Here is a 17,439-nt window from a genome sequence, read left to right as displayed (position 1 = left end):
CCCAAACCAACCGCCCGGCAACCCGCCGGGCGCTCCCGGACTGGCGCCCCTTCAGACTGCCGCGTGCGTGCCGCTATCTGGAGGTCCGCTGCCCGCGCAGCGTCTGCTACCTGTGCGGTATCGGACCGATCGCATTCCAGGCAAGATCACCGGCTCACGCCGTTGTGCAAAGGCAGTGGCGCATTCCCGTCGCCCCCTCGGGCGACGGTCAGATCGTGAGTTCCAGGAGCGTTTCATGTCCTCGTCCACCGTTACGCAAGACCCTGTCTCCGCGGTTCCGGAGCAGACCCAGCACGCCTTCGCCGAACACGTCCACAGCAAGCCCGCGCCCAGCCAGCCCATCGGCAGCACCGAAGCGGCGCACCTGATGACCTTCCTGTGCCAGACCCACTCGGCCAAGCAGCCGCAGATCCTGCTGCCACCGCAGGAACGCGACGACAGCGCCGCCTGATCGCAGGTCACGCGTCAGGCCCACTGCACACCGTGTCATCCTGATAGCGCTATGTCCGCGTGCCGCTGAATGCTCGCAGTGGCACCGCGCAATGCGCGTTGCGGCACCGCTGCGACCACCCGCGACCGATTTGCGGAGCGCTCAGCGCGTCGCCGCACCCTGGCCGGTGTTGAACAACTGGAACTCGCGGAGATGCACCGCATCCGCACTGGACTGGATGTTCAGGCGCACCCGCGACGCGGTCACCGGCGCGAAGTGATCGATCTTCATCCGGCCGATCGCCTGCGCCTTGGCCAGCGGCACCCACTTTCCGTCCTGCCAGGCTTCCACCGCATACTTCTGCACCAGCTGGCCGTCGTTGATCCACTCCATGCTCAGCGCGCTGTCGAAGGTCACCGGCTGCTTGAACTGCAGCTCCAGCACCGCGCTATGCGAACCGGCCGGCGCACTCCAGAATGTTTCGCGATCGCCGTCCACTGCCGCGTCGATGCCGTCGGTCTTCTTGATGTTGCCGGCCACCAGATTCTTGTCCGCACCGTAGCGCGCCTGGATCGCCTGGCCGAGTTCCTGCAAGCGTGCAACGTCGGCCTCCGGCAGCAGGCCGCGCCTGTCCGGCGCGAGCCCCAGCACCAGCTGACCGCCCAGACCGACGCTCTTTTCCCAGATTTCCACCAGCTCATCGACGCTCTTGAGCGTCTGATCGCTGTTGGGATGCCAGAACCACTGCAGCTTGTGCAACGGCGTATCCACTTCCACCGGGCGCCAGCGCAGGTAGCCGTGGCGATCGATCACGTTCCAGTTTTCGCCCTCGATGAAGCCGGCCTCGTTGCCCACCCAACGCACGTCGCCGTACTCGAACAAGGCGGTGTCGGCGAACACCATCGCGTTGGCCTGGTAGGTGCGCAGCTCTTCCATGTACTTGTCGAAGTTGTACACGTGACCGGCGCTGCCGGCGCCGTCCAGCCACCACTCGGTGATCGGGCCGTAATGCGAGGCCAGCTCCACCAACTGCGCAGCGTAGAACTTGTCGTATGCCTTGGAATCGGCATATTTGGGCTCGTGGCGATCCCACGGCGACAGGTACACGCCAAAGCCCATGCCCTCCTCGCGCACCGCATCGCTGGTGAGCCTGACCAGGTCGCCCTTGCCGCCCATCCACGGGCTGCTCTTGACCGAATAATTGCTCTCGGCGGTCGGCCACAGCGCAAATCCGTCGTGATGCTTGGCCACCAGGATCACGTACTTCGCACCGGCCGACTTGGCCGCGCGCGCCCACTGGCCCGGGTCCACATTGGTCGGGTTGAAGGTCTTGGCGCTGGCGGTCCCGTCGCCCCACTCCTGGTCCAGCCAGGTATTGGGATTGAAGTGCACGATCACGCCGAATTCCAGGTCCTGCCACGCCACCTGCTGCGGCGAGGGCTTCACCTCGGCAAAGTTCTGCGCGATGGCGGTGGGCAGGGTCAGCGCGGTCAGGCCGAGCGCGGCCAGCCAGCGCAACGGGGAGAGCGGGTGTGATGACATCGCGGGTCCTCGCAGTGGTGGGCGACCACGGCCGCCTGGATGGCCAGAGCATATGGTATTTAATAGATGATAAATAGGTATCTTTAAAATCTGCACAGGACTGGACCACGATGCATCCGTCACGCCTGCTGAGCTGCCTTGCCGCAAGCCTTGCCGTCTTCGCAGTCCAGGCCGAATCGCGCACGCCGCCGTGCTCGCCCATCGTGCTCAGCGAGTTCATCGCCGACCCGGCACCGACGCCGCAGGCGCACGCCTCCACGCTGCTGGAAACCCGCGACGGCACGCTGCTGGCGGCCTGGTTCGGCGGCGCGCACGAGGGAGCGGCCGATGTCGGTATCTGGCTCGCGCAGCGCAGCGCGCAGCAATGGCAGCCGCCGCGACGCATCGCCGACGGCGCGCATGCCGGCACGGATGGCGCGGCGCTGCCGGCCTGGAATCCGGTGCTGCTCCAGTCCGGCGCCGGCCCGGCGCAGCTGTACTACAAGCTCGGCCCCAATCCGCGGCAGTGGTGGGGCCTGCGTATCACCTCGGATGATGACGGTGCGCATTGGTCGCCACCGCAGCGCCTGCCCGACGGCATTCTCGGCCCGATCAAGAACAAGCCGGTGCAATTGCCGAATGGGCGCATCCTCGCGCCCAGCAGCAGCGAAGACCGCGGCTGGCGCGCGCATCTGGAATGGAGCGACGACGATGGCGCGCACTGGCAACGCGGCATGCCGCTCAACGACCCGGCGGTGATCGGCGCGATCCAGCCCAGCGTCCTGCTGCATGCGGACGGGCGCGTGCAGCTACTCGGGCGCAGCCAGCAGAACAGGGTGTTCAGTACGTTCTCGCAGGATGGCGGCCTGCATTGGCACCCCATGCAGTTGCTGGACGTGGAGAACCCTAACTCCGGCACCGACGCGGTGATGCTGCGCGACGGCCGCGCCCTGCTGGTCTACAACCCCGGTATCGCCGGCAAGGACTGGTGGGACGGTCGCGGCACGCTTGCGGTGGCGCTCTCGAGCGAGGGCGTGCATTGGCAACGCGCCATCACGCTGGAAAACAGCGCAAAAGACGAGTTCTCCTATCCGGCGGTGATCCAGACCCGCGATGGCCTGGTCCATATCAGCTACACCTGGAAGCGCCAACGTATCAGGCATGTCGTCCTGGATCCGACACGTCTCGGCAGCGAGGCAGAGGACACGAGATCGCCCCAATCACTGCCCGGAAGTGCGCAATAGATCGAGAGATTGAGGGCGCGGTGCCCTCACCTCTTGCGGGACATGCCGTAAATCCGTCTTTGGAGGCTCCCTGGCGGCATCCATGCCGCCAAGGGTCCCGCAACCGGTAAGGGCACCACGCTGCTAAGTTGGTTGTGCACTGATGGAACTGCACAAGCGACTCGTCGACCGTCGCTCCTGCTTTTGTCCACGCATACCAACCATCTCGACAGGTCCTTGTCCGTCCACCGTCGCGGGACCTTGCGCGGCATGGATGCCGCGCCAGAGCCTACAAGGACGTACTTGCGGCGTATCCCAAGATGGTGGGCGGGCAAGGGCCCTGCAACGAAGCACAAGATCAGATGCTTTGCGCTCGCTTCACCTGGATTGCCCAGCCCAGCATGCAAAAAGGTCCCAGCTCACCTGCTCCACAATCGGCACGCAGCGCCTCACAGCTCCTGCAACAACCCCACGATCCGCCGCACCCGCCCCACATCGGTACGCTGGTAATCGCCGCCCAGGTCGGAGATGTGCGCATGCGGCGCATGCACCTGCGCCGCAACCGGCCCACGTGAGGAGGCATGGAACTCGCGCGCACCGGTGTTGGCACGCAGCGCACGTACATTGCTTTCGGACACGCCTGCACCGGGCATGATGCTGATGCGATCACCCGCCTGCCGCACCAATGCGGCAATGGTGTCGATACCGTCAAGCGCGCTCGCACGTGCACCGGAGGTCAGCACGCGCTCGCACCCCAGCGTCACCGCATCTTCCAGCGCGCGCGACGGATCGGCACTGACATCGATCGCACGATGAAAGGTCACACCCAGCGAACCGGCTGCGGCGATCAACACCCGCATCGTGTCCATGTCGACCTGCCCATGCGGATCCAGCGCGCCCAGCACCACGCCATCGCAGCCCAACTGCACGCATTGCTCCACATCGCGCCGCATCACCTCGACCTCCGCCGCATCGAAGACGAAATCGCCCGCGCGCGGACGGATCAGTACGTACAGCGGAATCTGCAATCGCTCACGCACCACCGCCAGCGTGCCGAATGATGGCGTCAGCCCGCCGCCATCCAGGCCCCCGCAGAGCTCGACACGCATCGCACCGCCTTCCTGCGCCGCCAATGCCGACCCCACCGAATCGGCGGCCACTTCCAGCCCCAACGCACTCATGCTGCAGGCGCAGCGGTGTAGTGGCTTTCGCCGGGCACCAGCAGATCCTGCCGCTGCGCATCGCAGACCGCGTAACTGAAACCCTTCTGGATCGCGAACGCCCCCACCTCGCCGCGCTTGTTCATTGCCAGAAACCCCACCTGCAAGGTGCGGGTGAGTTCGGGCTTGCGGCGAATCAGCCGCATCACCACCTCGCGGCAGGCATCGGCAGGCGACTTGCCCTGGCGCATCATTTCCACCACCGCAAAACTGCCGACATTGCGGATCACCTCTTCGCCGACGCCGGTCGAGGTCGCACCGCCGACCTCGTTGTCCACATACAGGCCCGCCCCGATGATCGGGCTGTCGCCGACCCGCCCGTGCATCTTCCACGCCATGCCGCTGGTGGTGCACGCGCCGGACAGGTTGCCGTGCGCATCCAGCGCCAGCATGCCGATGGTGTCGTGATTGTCCTTGCCGCCCGGCAGCTTCGCATCGCGCCAGGCACGGTTTTCGATATTGGCTTCCGGCGAGTACTTCGAGGTCTTCAGCCACTCTTTCCACGCCGCTTCCGAGCTGGGCGTGAGCAGCCTGGTCTGCGCAAATCCCTGCGCCAGCGCGAACTGTCGCGCGCCGTCGCCGACCAGCATCACATGCGGGGTTTTTTCCATCACCGCGCGCGCCACCGAAATCGCATGCACCACATCTTCCAGCGCCGCCACCGAGCCGCAATTGCCCCGGTGATCCATGATGCAGGCGTCCAGCGTCACCCGGCCGTCGCGATCCGGGTAGCCGCCCAGCCCCACGGTGGGATTGCTCGGGTCCGCTTCGGGCACCCGCACGCCGGCTTCCACCGCATCCAGTGCGCTACCGCCACTGCCGAGGATTTTCCAGGCCGCCTGATTGGCGGCAATGCCGAAATCCCAGGTGGAAATCACCCGCGCCGCGCCGTGCGGCAGCGCGGTAACGCGTCCGGCCGTGCCGGCACCGACCGCCGCCTGCGCGCGTGCGCCCCACCCGGCCAGGCCGGAAGCGATCGCACCAAGCGTGGCGCTCTTGAGGAAGTGACGACGTTGGATCATCCGGGCGAACTCCATGCGGGAAGAAGACAGCCAGCCGCACTGCGCGGCGACAGTCTTCCATCATGCGGCAGCGCCGCGCGCGGATAAACCGCCTTGCGGCGCTGTCGGCTGCGGATCCGCGCACAACTACCGCTGCATCCGGCCCGTTGCGCGCGCGGTAGCCTGCCCGCCCCACGACGAGGGCAGACAGACTCACCCGCCACAGGTGTCAGCGTCGTCGCGCAATTTGCTGGTCAACACATGGTCGCGCCAGACGCCGTTCAATTGCAGATACCGGCGCGCATAGCCTTCGATCTGAAAGCCCAGCCGCTGCAGGACACGCGCACTGCGCAGGTTGTCGGGGACGTATTGCGCCATCACCCGATGCAGGCCAAGCGGGCCGAACGCAAACGCGATGCCCTGCATGGCGGCCCACTGCATCAAACCGCGTCCCTGCTGCTGCGCATCCAGGCCGTAACCCAGATGACAGCCCTGGAAGGCACCGCGCTGGATCTGGGTGAAGCCGACCGTGCCGATCACCTGCGCATCGCGCAGCAATACCAGTTGCAACTCGCGTTCGCCGGGCACTGCGGTGCGGTAGGCGATGCTCAGGCGGCGCCAGCCGTCGGTGCTGTAGAACGCCGGCGGCCGCAGCGGCATCGCAGCGGCCAGATGCGCGCGATTACGGCTGTGGTAGTCGGCCATCGCCGCCGGATCGACGATGGCCAGATCACACAGCACCACACCCTCGGCGTGCTCGACGCGGGCAAAGACGGGCAGACTCATGACAACCACGACCGCGCCTTGCGCGCGTCGTGCGTGTTGCGTGGATCAGGCTGATGCATACAGATCACGCCCCCGCAAACGGTTGCCCAACGGCAGCAAGAAGGCTCGGGCATCTGCCGTGTCATCATGGACTGCACGCAGCAGGGGCACGCCCGACTGGCCGGTGCAGCTCTGTCCCGATCCCCATCCCGACACTACCCGCACGCCGGCAGCGGCGGCGTCCAGCAGCGGCGCCTTAGGCGGCGACCGCCGCGAGCGCCTGCGCAACCTGCGCTTCGATCGCATCCAGGTTCGGCAGCAATGCGCTCTGCTCGCCCAACAGCACGCGCATGTGCACGCCGTCGGGCAGCGCATCTTCGGAGGCGTCGGCCAGCAGGCCATCGCGCGGCACCGAGATCAGCTGCGGGAACGAAGCGGTGAGCAAGGCGAAATACGGCAGCGCCGGATTGCCACCCAGCGCCTTGAGCACGATCACCTTGTTGTTGACCGCCGTCGGCTCCTCGCCCATCCCGCTCAAGCGCGCGAACGACAGCAGCGGCACCTTCCAGCCGTACCAGTCGATGCGCCCGACCACCCAGCGCGGCATCTCGGCCATCGGCTCGACCGCCACCCGCGACATCACCTCGGCCACCGTGGCGTTCGGCAGCAGCACGCGCTCGTGGCCGGCCTGGATCAAAACGCCGCGGATTTCGTCATTGTTGGCGTAGCTCATCGCACCTATTCCGATCTTGAGAGGAAGCGCCCGGCTTATGCCGGCCAGCGCTGTGCCAATGCCTGCGCCAACTGCACGGGGTCGCCGGTCAGGATGCCTTGGCGTGCCAGACGCGCCGCCGCGGCCGGGTCGTAGCAGCCATCGGCGGATTGACCCGCCAGCCAGCCGCCCTGCTCGGCCAGCGCCAGCGCTGACTCGACCAGCGCCTCATTGGCGCCGCTGAGCATCAGCACCGCGCTGTCGGTCGGCGGCAACGCGGCCACCAGCCCGGCAGGATCGGCCTGCGCGACAAACGCCAGCGCGCCGGCATGTTGCTGCACGCCGATGTCGTCGGACAGCACGTAAACCTTGCCCGACGTAATCACCTGGCCGGCCTCGCCCAGTTCGACCGGCAACGCCGACACGCGTCCCATCTGCCGCACCAGGTTGCCGTACTGGCCGCCATCCAGGGTCATGCGCACCAGCACGGCGCGCGGAAACGCCGGCGGTAGCGCGGACAGCAGGCGACGGATCGCATCCGGGCCGCCGATGCCGGCCAGCACCAGCACTGCACCGGTGGTCGCACCGGCCTGATCCAGCTCGACCAGCGACAGCCCGCCGGTCGACAACGTATCCATGTTCACTTCGGCACGCGGGCGCACCACCACGGCCACCTCGTCGACCAGGCCCCAGGTACTGGAATCGCCCAGCGTCAGGACTGGCGCCTCTGCCGCCGCTGCGGTCTCGGACGCGTCGGCGCCACGTGCGAACAAGGTGTCGCTGGGCACGCTGTCGAACGCATGCGCAGCTGCCTGCAGATGCTGGTCCAGCTGCAGATCCGAATGCTGCCGCGGTGCCAACTCCAGGCCCGGCTCGGGCTGCAGCGACGGCTCGCTCTCGGTGCCTGGCGGCAACACGTCGGCGTGGCCATGCAGCTTGGCCGCCAGATGGCGCACCCAGCGCTGCGCTTCCCAGCCCTCGCGGCGCACGGTCAGCTCGGCTTCGTCGAAGATCACCGTGACACCGGGCATGTTGAAGGCCGGCTCCAGCGCTTCGAGCGCGTCTTCGATCGACGGCTCCAGCGCAACCAGCACTGCCACCGGTTCGGCATCGCGCAGCATCTGCACGTCCACCGCCGCCGGTTCGTCTTCCAGCACCACGTGCGCGCCGGCCAGGCCGAGCGCTTCACGCAGGCGCTCGCGCGCCTGCCCGGGCCGGCCCAGCAGGGCGACCGGAGTTCCCATTGCGCCATTATTCTCGGACACGGGCGATCCCCAGCAGGTCATACACGTTTCGCATCAGATCCAACTCTTGGTAGGGCTTGCCCAGGTAACGCTGCACGCCGATCTCGAAGGCGCGCTGGCGATGCTTCTCGCCGCTGCGCGAGGTGATCATCACGATCGGCACCGCCTTGAAGCGTGGGTCGGCACGCATCGCGGTCGCCAGCTCGTAGCCGTCCATGCGCGGCATTTCGATGTCCAGCAGCATCAGGTCGGGCACGCGCTCCTGCAGCAGTTCCAATGCCTCGACACCATCGCGTGCGGTGGTGACGTCCAGGTTGTGGCGTTCCAGTACGCGGCTGGTGACCTTGCGCATGGTCAGCGAATCGTCCACCACCATCACCAACGGCACCTGGCGCTGCGATTCGGCCGGGGTTTCCAGCGCCGGCCGCGCCGGCTGGCTCAGATAGCGACGCACCAGCGGGGCCACGTCCAGGATCACCACCACACGGCCATCGCCGGTGATGGTGGCGCCGTAGATGCCCGGCACCGAGGCGATCTGCAGGCCCACCGGCTTGACCACGATTTCGCGGTTGCCCAGCACCTGGTCGATCGCCACCGCCGCGCGCAGGTCGCCCGCACGCACCAGCAGCAACGGCACCTGCGCCTGACCATCGGCACGCGCGGCGGCCTGGCCGACCAGCGAGCCGAGATCGTGCAGGACGTACTCTTCGCCAGCGTAGTGGTAGCCGCCCTCGCCAGACGCGTAGCGGCTGCGCGAGATGCGGCCGATACCGCTGACCGACGCCACCGGCACCGCGAAGGTGGTGTCGCCGATGCGCACGAACACCGCCTGGGTGACCGCCAGCGTCTGCGGCAGGCGCAGGGTGAAGGTGACGCCCTGGCCGCGCACCGAGTGGATGTCCACCGAGCCGCCCAGCTGGCGCACTTCGTTGCGGACCACGTCCATGCCCACGCCACGGCCGGCCAGCTGGCTGACCTGCTCGGAGGTACTGAAACCGGAGGCGAAGATCAGCCCATCCAGCTCGGCCTCGCTGAGCTCCTGGCCAGGTTCGATCAGGCCGCGCTGCTCGCCACGGCGACGGATCGCCTCGCGGTCCAGCCCGGCGCCATCGTCGGCCACTTCCAGCACGATTTCCGAACCTTCGCGGCGCAGACGGATCGCGATGCTGCCCTCTTCCGGCTTGCCCGCGTCGCGCCGTTGCTCCGGCGTCTCCAGGCCGTGCGCCACCGAGTTGCGCAGCATGTGTTCCAGCGGCGCGACCATGCGATCGAGCACGTTGCGGTCGAGTTCGCCCTGGGTGCCCTCCAACAGCAGATGCACCTGCTTGCCGGTGTCGCTGGCCGCCTGGCGGACCACCCGACGCAGACGCGGCACCAGGCCGTCGAACGGCACCATGCGCGCGCGCATCAGGCCGTCCTGCAACTCGGAGCTGACGCGCGACTGCTGTTGCAGCAGACCATCGTATTGACGCGACAGGTCCTCCAATACCCCTTGCAGACCGCCCAAGTCGGCGGCCGATTCGTTCAGCGCGCGGCTGAGCTGCTGCAGGGTGGAGAAGCGGTCCAGTTCCAGCGGATCGAAGGTGCGATCGCCCTGGTCCTGCTCGCGCTGATACCGCGCCACGATCTGCGCTTCGGTTTCCAGATCCAGACGCCGCAACTGGTCGCGAAGACGGGCGTTGGTGCGATCCAGTTCGCCCATGGCACCGCGGAAGGCGCCCATCTGCTGTTCCAGGCGCGAGCGGTAGATCGCCACTTCGCCGGCGTGATTGACCAGGCGATCGAGCAGGTCGGCACGCACGCGCACCTGTTCCTGCTGCGCGCGCGGCATCAGTTCTTCCTCGACTTGGCCTTCGACCGGCACCGGCGCCGACAGCGGTGCCGGTTCCACCGACGCCTTGGCGATCGCACGCACATCGGCGTCGCTCGGCTCTGCGGCATTGCGGCCACGGGTACGGGTTTCGAAGGCTTCCACCAGGTCGGTCGGCATCGCCACGGCGCGGTGCATGCCGGTGCGGGTCAGCAGCTGATGCAGGCGGTCGAAGCCGCGCTCGAACAGGCGCACGTCGTCGCGGTCGATGTCGGTACGGTTGGCCGCCACCGCCTCGAGCAGCGATTCGATCGCATGGCCGAGATCGCCAATGGCGTTGATGCCGGCCATGCGCGCGCCGCCCTTGAGCGTGTGCAGGTCGCGCTGCAGTCCGTTGAGGACCTCGCGGTCTTCCGGCACCTCGCGCATGCGGGCGATCAGACCATCGCAATGATCCAGCAGGTCGCGGCCTTCCTCGACGAAGATGTCGACCAACTCGCCATCGAGCTGGTCGAAGTTGAGCGGGCCGGCATCGAAGTCTGCGCCCACATCGTTGGCGGTGCCATCGGCCGCTGCGGCGTCTTCCACCGGCGCACTGAAGGGCACGGCTGCAGCGTCTTCGTGTTCGCTTGCGGGTTCGGCGTGTCCGACTTGTTCGGGATGCTCGACAGGATCCGTTGCGTTGGTAGCCTCGAGCGTCTCGTCTGCGTCTGGATGCTGCGCGTGGACCCCGGCATCGGCACGAGAATCCGCCTCGGCGTCGGCAACGACGTCCGAATGCAGCTCCGGCGCAATTTCCGACTGCGGATCGCCGGTTTCTTCGACCCGATCGGCCACCTGCGCCATCTCGAAGGCTTGCACCGACTCGATGGTGCGTTCGGGTAGCGCTTCGGCAGCCTGCTGTGCTTCGTCAGTCTGCTGCGCTTGTGCAGCGTGCTCTGCCTCTGCAATGTGCTCGACTTGGTCGGCATGCGCGTGCGCGTCCGCGCGTTCCTGCTCGCTCGACTCGACGTGCGCGTCCGATTGCGCAGGCTCGTCCGCATGCGCAGGTTGCTGCGGGTGCACCTGCTCGCCCGACAGAGCATGCTCTTCGGAAGCCGGCTGCTCGCCAAACTGCGCCGTGTCTTCCATGTGCAACCGGTCGCCAACCTGCGCGTCGGCATCGTGCGGCAACGCGGCATCGCCGTGCTGGGCTGCTTCGTCGGCAGGCAGCTGCGCGTGCTGTGCCTGCCCGGCGGTCGTCCCTTCGTGCGGCGTGGGGACGTGGTCGCCCTGCTCAGTCGCACCACTGTCCAGCGCCGCGGTGCCCGGCGTCCAGTCTTCGCTGGTCGCCGCGTAGGTCTGGTCGGCAAGCAGGGCCTGCGCGTGCACCGCTTCCAATGCCTCGATGGTCTCGACAGGCGCATCGTCCGTGGACGCGGCGCCATCGCTCGACGCCGCGTCGGCATCCTGCGCGATCGCGGCGCCATCGTGTTGGTCGTGCACGGCCGCGTGCTCGCCCAGCGACTGCTGCTCGGGGTCTGCACGGTCGGCATCGACATCCCCGGCTTCCGGCGCGGCGAGCGTCTGCGCGTCGCCCAACGTAGCTTCCGCGTCGGACAACTCGTCCACCGCCACGTGCTCGCCAGCGTCCGGCACCTGGCTTGATTGCTCATGCGAGGCCGCATCGCCACTGCCGGCCTGCTGCAATCCGGTCGCGTCCCAGGCAGCGGCGTCGACCACCGGCTCATCGGCCGGCGTGTCGTGCGCACCGACGCCAAGCGATTCGGCTTCGGCTTCGGCTTCGGCTTCGTGCTGGTGCTGGTGCTGGTGCTGGTGCTGGACAGCATCGCCATGCACCGCGTCGGCGACCTGCTCCGTACCGGCCTCGGATGCGAGTGCATCCCCAGGTGCTGCCTGCGCGGTCTCGACCGATTCGACACCCGGCTCTAGCTCCTGTGCAGCAATGTCAGCTGCCTGTGCCTGTTCGTGCGGTGCCGGCGCTTCCAGCGCAAGCGCCGACGTGTCGTCGGCCTCGGCCTCGGCCAGCTCGTCCACCGCGATCGGGGCGTCGGCGTGCGCATCGGCATCCGGCGCGGCGTCATCGGCGACATGCGCGGGCGCGCGGTGATCGGCCGCATCCGGCGGCAGCACGTTGGCGTCCAGATACTGTGACAGATCCTGCGCGCCGGTCAGCTCGACCGCCGACTCGCTGTCGACCCCCGACTCGCTCGGCGCATCCAGGTCGTCCAGTTCGTCCAGGAACGCATGCGGTGGCCATTGCACTTCCGGCAGGGTCTCCACCAGCGCGCGCAGGCGCTCGGTCAATGGCGCAAACGAGGGGATCAACGGCGCATCGGCGCGCAAGGCGGTCACGGTGACGGCGATTGCGGCGGCCGTTGCGGCGATGGCGTCGATGCCCTCCTGCGATGGGACCAGCGACGCGGCGAGCAGCCGCTTGACGTAGCTTTCGGCCGGCGTGGTCACCAACGTGATTTCCGGCACATCGGTCATCGCGAATGCGCCGCTCATGGTGTGCACGGCGCGCAGCAATTCCTCGCTCGCCAACTGCGGCTCGGCCTGGCTGGCGTGCAGCCATGCGTTGACGGTTTCCAGATGGGTGGCGACTTCGGCTTCCAGGATCTCGCGCAGCACGCTGTCCACCGACGCCGGTGTGCCACCGGTCGCCGCGAACACACCTGCAGCTGCCGGAATGAAACCGACATCCGCAGCCGCCGGCGTCGCCGGCGCGGCCACGTAATAGACTTCTTCGCCTGCGGCCACACGCTCGGCAACTGCCTGGATGTCCGGCAGGTCGGCACTGATGCGGCCCTGGTCGCGCAGTGCGGCGTTGAACTGCGGCAGCACCTGGTAGGCCAGCTCGACCATCGCCACCACCGCCGGGCTGGCCGGCCGTGAATTGTCGAGCACGCGATTGAGCATGCTCTCGATCTTCCAGCTGAACTCGCCGAGCACCTGCGCGCCGACCAGACGACCGCTGCCCTTCAAGGTGTGGAAGACGCGGCGGATCGGGCGCAGGTTGTCCTGGCTATGCGGCGCGGCACGCCATACCGGCAGCAGCTGGCCCAGATTGACCAGTTCCTCGTCGAATTCCTCCAGGAACACGTCGCGGATATCGTCGTCGATATCGCTGTCGCCAAAGCCGCCGAAGATGCCAACATCCGCACTCGCCTGGACCGGCTCGCTCACTGCTGGCTCGGGCGCTGCCTTCGCTGCCTGGGCATGGGCATCGGTCGTCTGCGGATGCTGCACATCGAACTGCGCGGCGGCCGCGTCGAGCTGGGCCAGGAACGCCGTCGATGCGGCGTCCAGTTCGAATTCGCTGACCACCGCCTGCTGCACGCGCGGCGCGCTCTGCCCGGAGGCTTCATCGGCCGGGGCTGGCTGCGGTTCGGGCACGGATTCGACGAACGGGTCGTCCAGCTCCTGCGGCGCGACAGGCGGCAACGGCGGCGGCGAGAACGCATCGTCGATGCTGGTCTGCGCGCGGTTGGTTTCGGCCTGCGCGATGAAGTCCAGCGGTGCCTCGGTCTGGTCGGCATCGCCCGGCAACTCGATCTGCTCAATCTGCAGCGGCGCCGGTTCGGCAACCGCGGGCGTGGCGCTGTCGTCCTGCTCCAGCGCACTCAGATCCACGGTGTAGCTGACCTGCGCGGCATCGGCAGACACGCTGCCGTCCTGCTCGGCCGACACCGGGTCGAACACGGAGGTGGCGATCGGTGCGGCGTGCTCGCTGGTTTCCAGCTGCCAGTCGCCTGGCGCCTGCGCGCCATCGTCGGACAGGTCCAGCGGCGCGACCGTGAACGGCACGTGCGCCTGGCCGGAGACGGTTTCTTCGGCGGCGACCGGGTCGAAGGAGAACGCCGTATCGGTGGCGGCGGCGCCGGTGTCGTGCACCACGCTGGCGGCGAACGGCGCCTCGACCACGGTTTCGTTGGCCCATTCCAGCGACGGCGTCGGCGCAGCGTCGTTGGCCGCCAGCGCCGGGGCACCGGTTTGCCGAGCGAGCGATGCGGCGGACGGCTGCGGCTCGGCCACGCTGCCCGGCTGGTCGGCACCGACCGGCAGGTCGGACGGCTGGCCCGAGGGCAGCGGCCAGTAGCGCAGGGTCTCCAGGCTGTTGCGGGTGATGTCCAGGATCTCCTCGCGGCCGGGGCGGCGCTCGCGCAGGGCTTCCAGGTAGTACTCCAGGCTGGCCATCGCGTCGGCCAGGGTGTCCAGCTGGCGACCGCTGGGCACGCGCTGCTTGCCGATCAGTTCCAGATCGACGTAGCGGCGCACGCCTTCCAGATAATCGGCTGCCTGCGGCAGCTCGAGGATACGCAAGGCACCGCCCACTTCGCCGAGCAGATGCGGAACATCGGTCAGACGGGCGTGGTCCCAGTTGGTCTCGATGAAGGCGACGAAATGCTCGCGCGCCGCACCGAAATTGGCGATCGCTTCCTGCGCCAGCACGTCCACCGTGCGCCGCACTTCCGAGGAGGTGGCGCTGTTGCTGGCTTCGTTGCCGTCGCCGACATCGGCGCCCAGGCTGGCGACCTGATCATCCAGCGAGGCATCGACATAGAGCAGCGCGCCGGCGATATCCAGCAGCACGCCTTCGTCCATCTGCACCTGGCCGTCGACCACGCGCGCCAGCGCATCGCGCTGCTGCACGACCACGTTGCGCGCCACGCCCAGGCCCATCATGCCCAGGGTGTCGGCAACGCTGCCGAGATCATTGACCTGGCTCTGCAGGTCGGCGATCTCGCCGCCGGTGCGCAGGTGCAGGTCCAGCGCATCCTTGACGCGCAGCAATTCTTCCTTGACCGCGTTGCCGACGGTGTCGAGCAACTCGCGATTGCGCCCGCTCAGACTGCCGCGGGCATGATCCAGCTCGGCCTCGGTGGCGGCACCGGCCTGCGGATCGAACGCGAACAGCACGCTTTCGTTCAGACCCGGCTGACCACGCGTGGCACGGATTTCATTGAGCAGCGGCAGCAGCACGATCGGAATGTCGCGGTGACCGTTCTGCAGGCGCTCCAGGTAATCGGGCAACAGCACGGTGCCACGCATCAGCATGGCGCAGGCTTCGTTGCGGTCGGCCACGTCGCCGGCCTGCACCGCCTGGGCCAGCAGTTCGAGTTCTTCGGCCACCATCGCCGGGGCGTATAGCTCGACCATGCGCAAGGTGCCCTGCACCTGGTGCAGATAGCCGGCGCAGAAACGCATCCGACTGGTGTCGGACGGTTCTTCGGCAAAATACTCGATCTCGTTGCGCGCCTGGCGCAACGTCTCGTCCAGCTCCGGCTTGACCCAGCCCAGCGCGGCGTGACTCATCGCATCGCGAAGCGCACTCATTGCAGCCCCCTGCCTACGGCCGGCGTACCGCCAGGGCGGCCACCGGTCTGTTCCTGCATCGACGTAACGCTACTACGCGCCATCTGCTGATCCTTTCCCGTTCCGCGTCGTGCTCACGCCGGCAGCTTGAAGTCGGCGACCGAACGGCGCAGATCGGCCGCGAGCTGAGCCAGGTTGCCGATCGACTCGGCCGTCTGCTCCGCACCCTGCGATGTCTGGCTGGTGATCTGACGGATCACGCCCATGGTCTGTGTGATGTCCGTCGCTGCGGCCGACTGCTGGTGCGCGGCGATGGAGATGTTCTTGATCAGGTTGTTCAAGGCGTTGGACACGCGCTCGATTTCGGTCAGCGCGGTACCGGCGTCTTCGGCCAGGCGTGCACCGGACACCACTTCGGAGGTGGTCTGCTCCATCGAGCTGACCGCTTCGTTGGTATCGGCCTGAATGGTCTGCACCAGGCCTTCGATACGCCGGGTCGCACTGGAGGTGCGTTCGGCCAGGCGCTGCACTTCGTCGGCCACCACCGCGAAACCGCGACCGGCCTCGCCCGCCGAGGCGGCCTGCACCGCAGCGTTGAGCGCCAGGATGTTGGTCTGCTCGGAAATGTCGTTGATCAGTTCCACGATCGAGCCGATCTCCTGCGAGGACTCGCCCAGGCGTTTGATGCGCTTGGAGGTTTCCTGGATCTGGTCGCGGATCTGGTCCATGCCCTGGATCGTCTCGCGCACCACGCCGGCACCTTCGGCGGCGATCACCACCGAGCGCTGTGCCACCTCGGCCGATTCGGTGGAATTGCGCGACACCTGTTCGATGCTGGCAGCGATTTCGCTGATGCGCTCGGAAGCGGTGGTGATCTGGTTGGCCTGCTGCCCGGCTGCGTCGGCCAGCTGCATCGCGGTGGCCTGGGTTTCCTGGGTCGACACGGCGACCTTGGCCGAGGTGTCGTTGATCGTGGTCACCAGGTGGCGCAACTCGTCCACCGCGTAGTTGATGGCGTCTGCAATCGCGCCGGTCATGTCCTCGGTCACCGAGGCCTTGACGGTCAGGTCGCCCTCGCCGAGCGAGCTGATTTCGTCCAGCAAGCGCATGATCGCCTGCTGGTTGCGGCTGTTGAATTCCACCTGCGCCTGATAACGCACGTCCTGCTCGCGCGAGCGCATCCGCACCGAGCTCCAGACGAAACCAATGATCGCCAGCAGCGCCAGCAGGCCGGACACCACGCCCAGCCAGAAGTTCGGAAACAGGCGCGTGTCGCGCACCGAGCCGAACGCCGAGAACGCATCGAACAGCTTCTTGCTGTCGTCCAGCATCTTGTTCGAACCGGCGGTCAGTGCGGCGGCCGAGGATTGCGCGGCGAACAGGTTGCGCGAGCTGGCCAGGATGGCGTCGACGTCCTTTTTCATCGTCACCCACTGGGCCTGCGACTGCTCCAGCGCCGACAACGCGGCCGGATTGCGCACCGCGGCGATCCCGAGTTCGTCGTTGCCTGCGCGCAGGCCCTCGAGCATCTGCGTGAACACCACCGAGTCGCGCGCCAGCGCATCGCCGGAGGCGGCGGCATTGGCGCCACCGGCGCGCATTTCGGTCACCCGGCGCGCCATGGTGCCGGCAACCACGACCTGCTGCAGCGTGTTGTAGATCTGCGACGCGGGCGCGCCGCTGACCGTCATCGCGCGCACCACTTCGTTCAACTGCGCCTGCAACTGCGGCACGCTGCCGGAGAAGCGTTCGGCGTTGCCGGCCAGCCCGAGCACCGCCGGTTCGCTGGCAATGACCTGATCGGCGTTCTTGCTCAGCGGCACCCAGGTCGCCTTGAGCTGGGCCATCGCACCGGCGACCGAACCTTCCTGGCCGTAGCGGCCATCCAGTTCGCTGACCGTGCTGTCGATGCGGCCCTTGGTCTCCTTGAACGCGGCGAACGCCTTGGGGTCACCGGAGACCGCTTCGCGGCCCTGGTTGGCCAGCTGCTGCGACAGCACCTGCAGATCGGCCGCGCCGGTGCCGGCACCGGCCAAGCGACTGCCCTGCCAGGTGGCGACGCCGGTATTGGCGCCGAACACGATCATCGACAACACCAGCAAACCAAGCCAGAAGCTGGTGCTGACGCTGCCGAGCTTGTTGGTCTTGCGGGCGTCCGGGGCGGTACTCATGGTTCGACCTCGATCTGTATGAC

10 protein-coding genes are annotated in these 17,439 nt (G+C 67.5%); 2 read left to right on the top strand and 8 right to left on the bottom strand.

Annotated features, from left to right (window positions below; translation table 11 throughout):
- Positions 1 to 235 precede the first annotated feature (235 nt).
- On the top strand, positions 236 to 451 hold the full coding sequence (locus tag FHT09_RS03675; protein ID WP_104605663.1) for a hypothetical protein: 216 nt from the start codon (positions 236 to 238) through the stop codon (positions 449 to 451).
- A 141-nt stretch (positions 452 to 592) separates the two neighbouring features.
- Here the strand turns inward: FHT09_RS03675 and FHT09_RS03670 are convergent, their stop codons facing one another.
- Complete coding sequence (locus tag FHT09_RS03670; protein ID WP_104605666.1) at positions 593 to 1,972, bottom strand: alpha-L-fucosidase; 1,380 nt, start codon at positions 1,970 to 1,972, stop codon at positions 593 to 595.
- A gap of 110 nt (positions 1,973 to 2,082) precedes the next feature.
- Here FHT09_RS03670 and FHT09_RS03665 point away from each other — a divergent pair, with 110 nt between their 5' ends.
- Complete coding sequence (locus tag FHT09_RS03665; protein ID WP_104605668.1) at positions 2,083 to 3,195, top strand: sialidase family protein; 1,113 nt, start codon at positions 2,083 to 2,085, stop codon at positions 3,193 to 3,195.
- 428 nt (positions 3,196 to 3,623) lie between these two features.
- Here FHT09_RS03665 and FHT09_RS03660 read toward each other — a convergent pair whose 3' ends face one another.
- The 7 genes from FHT09_RS03660 to FHT09_RS03630 all read right to left on the bottom strand — a co-directional run bounded on the left by FHT09_RS03660 (position 3,624) and on the right by FHT09_RS03630 (position 17,416).
- Positions 3,624 to 4,355 (bottom strand): copper homeostasis protein CutC, encoded by a 732-nt coding sequence (locus FHT09_RS03660; RefSeq protein WP_184416853.1) that lies wholly within the window; start codon positions 4,353 to 4,355, stop codon positions 3,624 to 3,626.
- Entirely contained in the window at positions 4,352 to 5,416 is a 1,065-nt protein-coding gene (locus FHT09_RS03655) for a N(4)-(beta-N-acetylglucosaminyl)-L-asparaginase (protein ID WP_104605762.1), read from the bottom strand. Before FHT09_RS03655 ends, FHT09_RS03660 begins: the two co-directional genes overlap by 4 nt.
- 192 nt (positions 5,417 to 5,608) lie before the next feature.
- Positions 5,609 to 6,181: a GNAT family N-acetyltransferase gene (locus FHT09_RS03650; protein WP_104536032.1), complete on the bottom strand. Its 573-nt coding sequence runs from the start codon at positions 6,179 to 6,181 to the stop codon at positions 5,609 to 5,611.
- A gap of 235 nt (positions 6,182 to 6,416) precedes the next feature.
- Entirely contained in the window at positions 6,417 to 6,893 is a 477-nt protein-coding gene (locus FHT09_RS03645; protein WP_104536033.1) for a chemotaxis protein CheW, read from the bottom strand.
- A gap of 35 nt (positions 6,894 to 6,928) precedes the next feature.
- On the bottom strand, positions 6,929 to 8,116 hold the full coding sequence (locus FHT09_RS03640) for a chemotaxis protein CheB (RefSeq protein WP_104605670.1): 1,188 nt from the start codon (positions 8,114 to 8,116) through the stop codon (positions 6,929 to 6,931).
- 7 nt (positions 8,117 to 8,123) lie between these two features.
- Positions 8,124 to 15,266, bottom strand: coding sequence for an Hpt domain-containing protein (locus FHT09_RS03635; RefSeq protein WP_104605672.1), 7,143 nt, complete (start codon positions 15,264 to 15,266; stop codon positions 8,124 to 8,126).
- 113 nt (positions 15,267 to 15,379) lie between these two features.
- Positions 15,380 to 17,416 (bottom strand): methyl-accepting chemotaxis protein, encoded by a 2,037-nt coding sequence (locus FHT09_RS03630; RefSeq protein WP_104536036.1) that lies wholly within the window; start codon positions 17,414 to 17,416, stop codon positions 15,380 to 15,382.
- Positions 17,417 to 17,439 lie beyond the last annotated feature (23 nt).

Source organism: Xanthomonas sp. CFBP 8152, from assembly GCF_014199025.1.
Taxonomy (GTDB): Bacteria; Pseudomonadota; Gammaproteobacteria; order Xanthomonadales; family Xanthomonadaceae; genus Xanthomonas; species Xanthomonas arboricola_B.
This window is presented reverse-complemented; position numbering and strand designations above follow the sequence as displayed.

What these genes read in the sequence shown, in the direction of transcription:
- FHT09_RS03675 (WP_104605663.1), top strand. Translation starts at nt 236, where the DNA reads ATGTCCTCGTCCACCGTTACGCAAGACCCTGTCTCCGCGGTTCCGGAG.
- FHT09_RS03670 (WP_104605666.1), bottom strand. Translation starts at nt 1,972, where the DNA reads ATGTCATCACACCCGCTCTCCCCGTTGCGCTGGCTGGCCGCGCTCGGC.
- FHT09_RS03665 (WP_104605668.1), top strand. Translation starts at nt 2,083, where the DNA reads ATGCATCCGTCACGCCTGCTGAGCTGCCTTGCCGCAAGCCTTGCCGTC.
- FHT09_RS03660 (WP_184416853.1), bottom strand. Translation starts at nt 4,355, where the DNA reads ATGAGTGCGTTGGGGCTGGAAGTGGCCGCCGATTCGGTGGGGTCGGCA.
- FHT09_RS03655 (WP_104605762.1), bottom strand. Translation starts at nt 5,416, where the DNA reads ATGATCCAACGTCGTCACTTCCTCAAGAGCGCCACGCTTGGTGCGATC.
- FHT09_RS03650 (WP_104536032.1), bottom strand. Translation starts at nt 6,181, where the DNA reads ATGAGTCTGCCCGTCTTTGCCCGCGTCGAGCACGCCGAGGGTGTGGTG.
- FHT09_RS03645 (WP_104536033.1), bottom strand. Translation starts at nt 6,893, where the DNA reads ATGAGCTACGCCAACAATGACGAAATCCGCGGCGTTTTGATCCAGGCC.
- FHT09_RS03640 (WP_104605670.1), bottom strand. Translation starts at nt 8,116, where the DNA reads ATGGGAACTCCGGTCGCCCTGCTGGGCCGGCCCGGGCAGGCGCGCGAG.
- FHT09_RS03635 (WP_104605672.1), bottom strand. Translation starts at nt 15,266, where the DNA reads ATGAGTGCGCTTCGCGATGCGATGAGTCACGCCGCGCTGGGCTGGGTC.
- FHT09_RS03630 (WP_104536036.1), bottom strand. Translation starts at nt 17,416, where the DNA reads ATGAGTACCGCCCCGGACGCCCGCAAGACCAACAAGCTCGGCAGCGTC.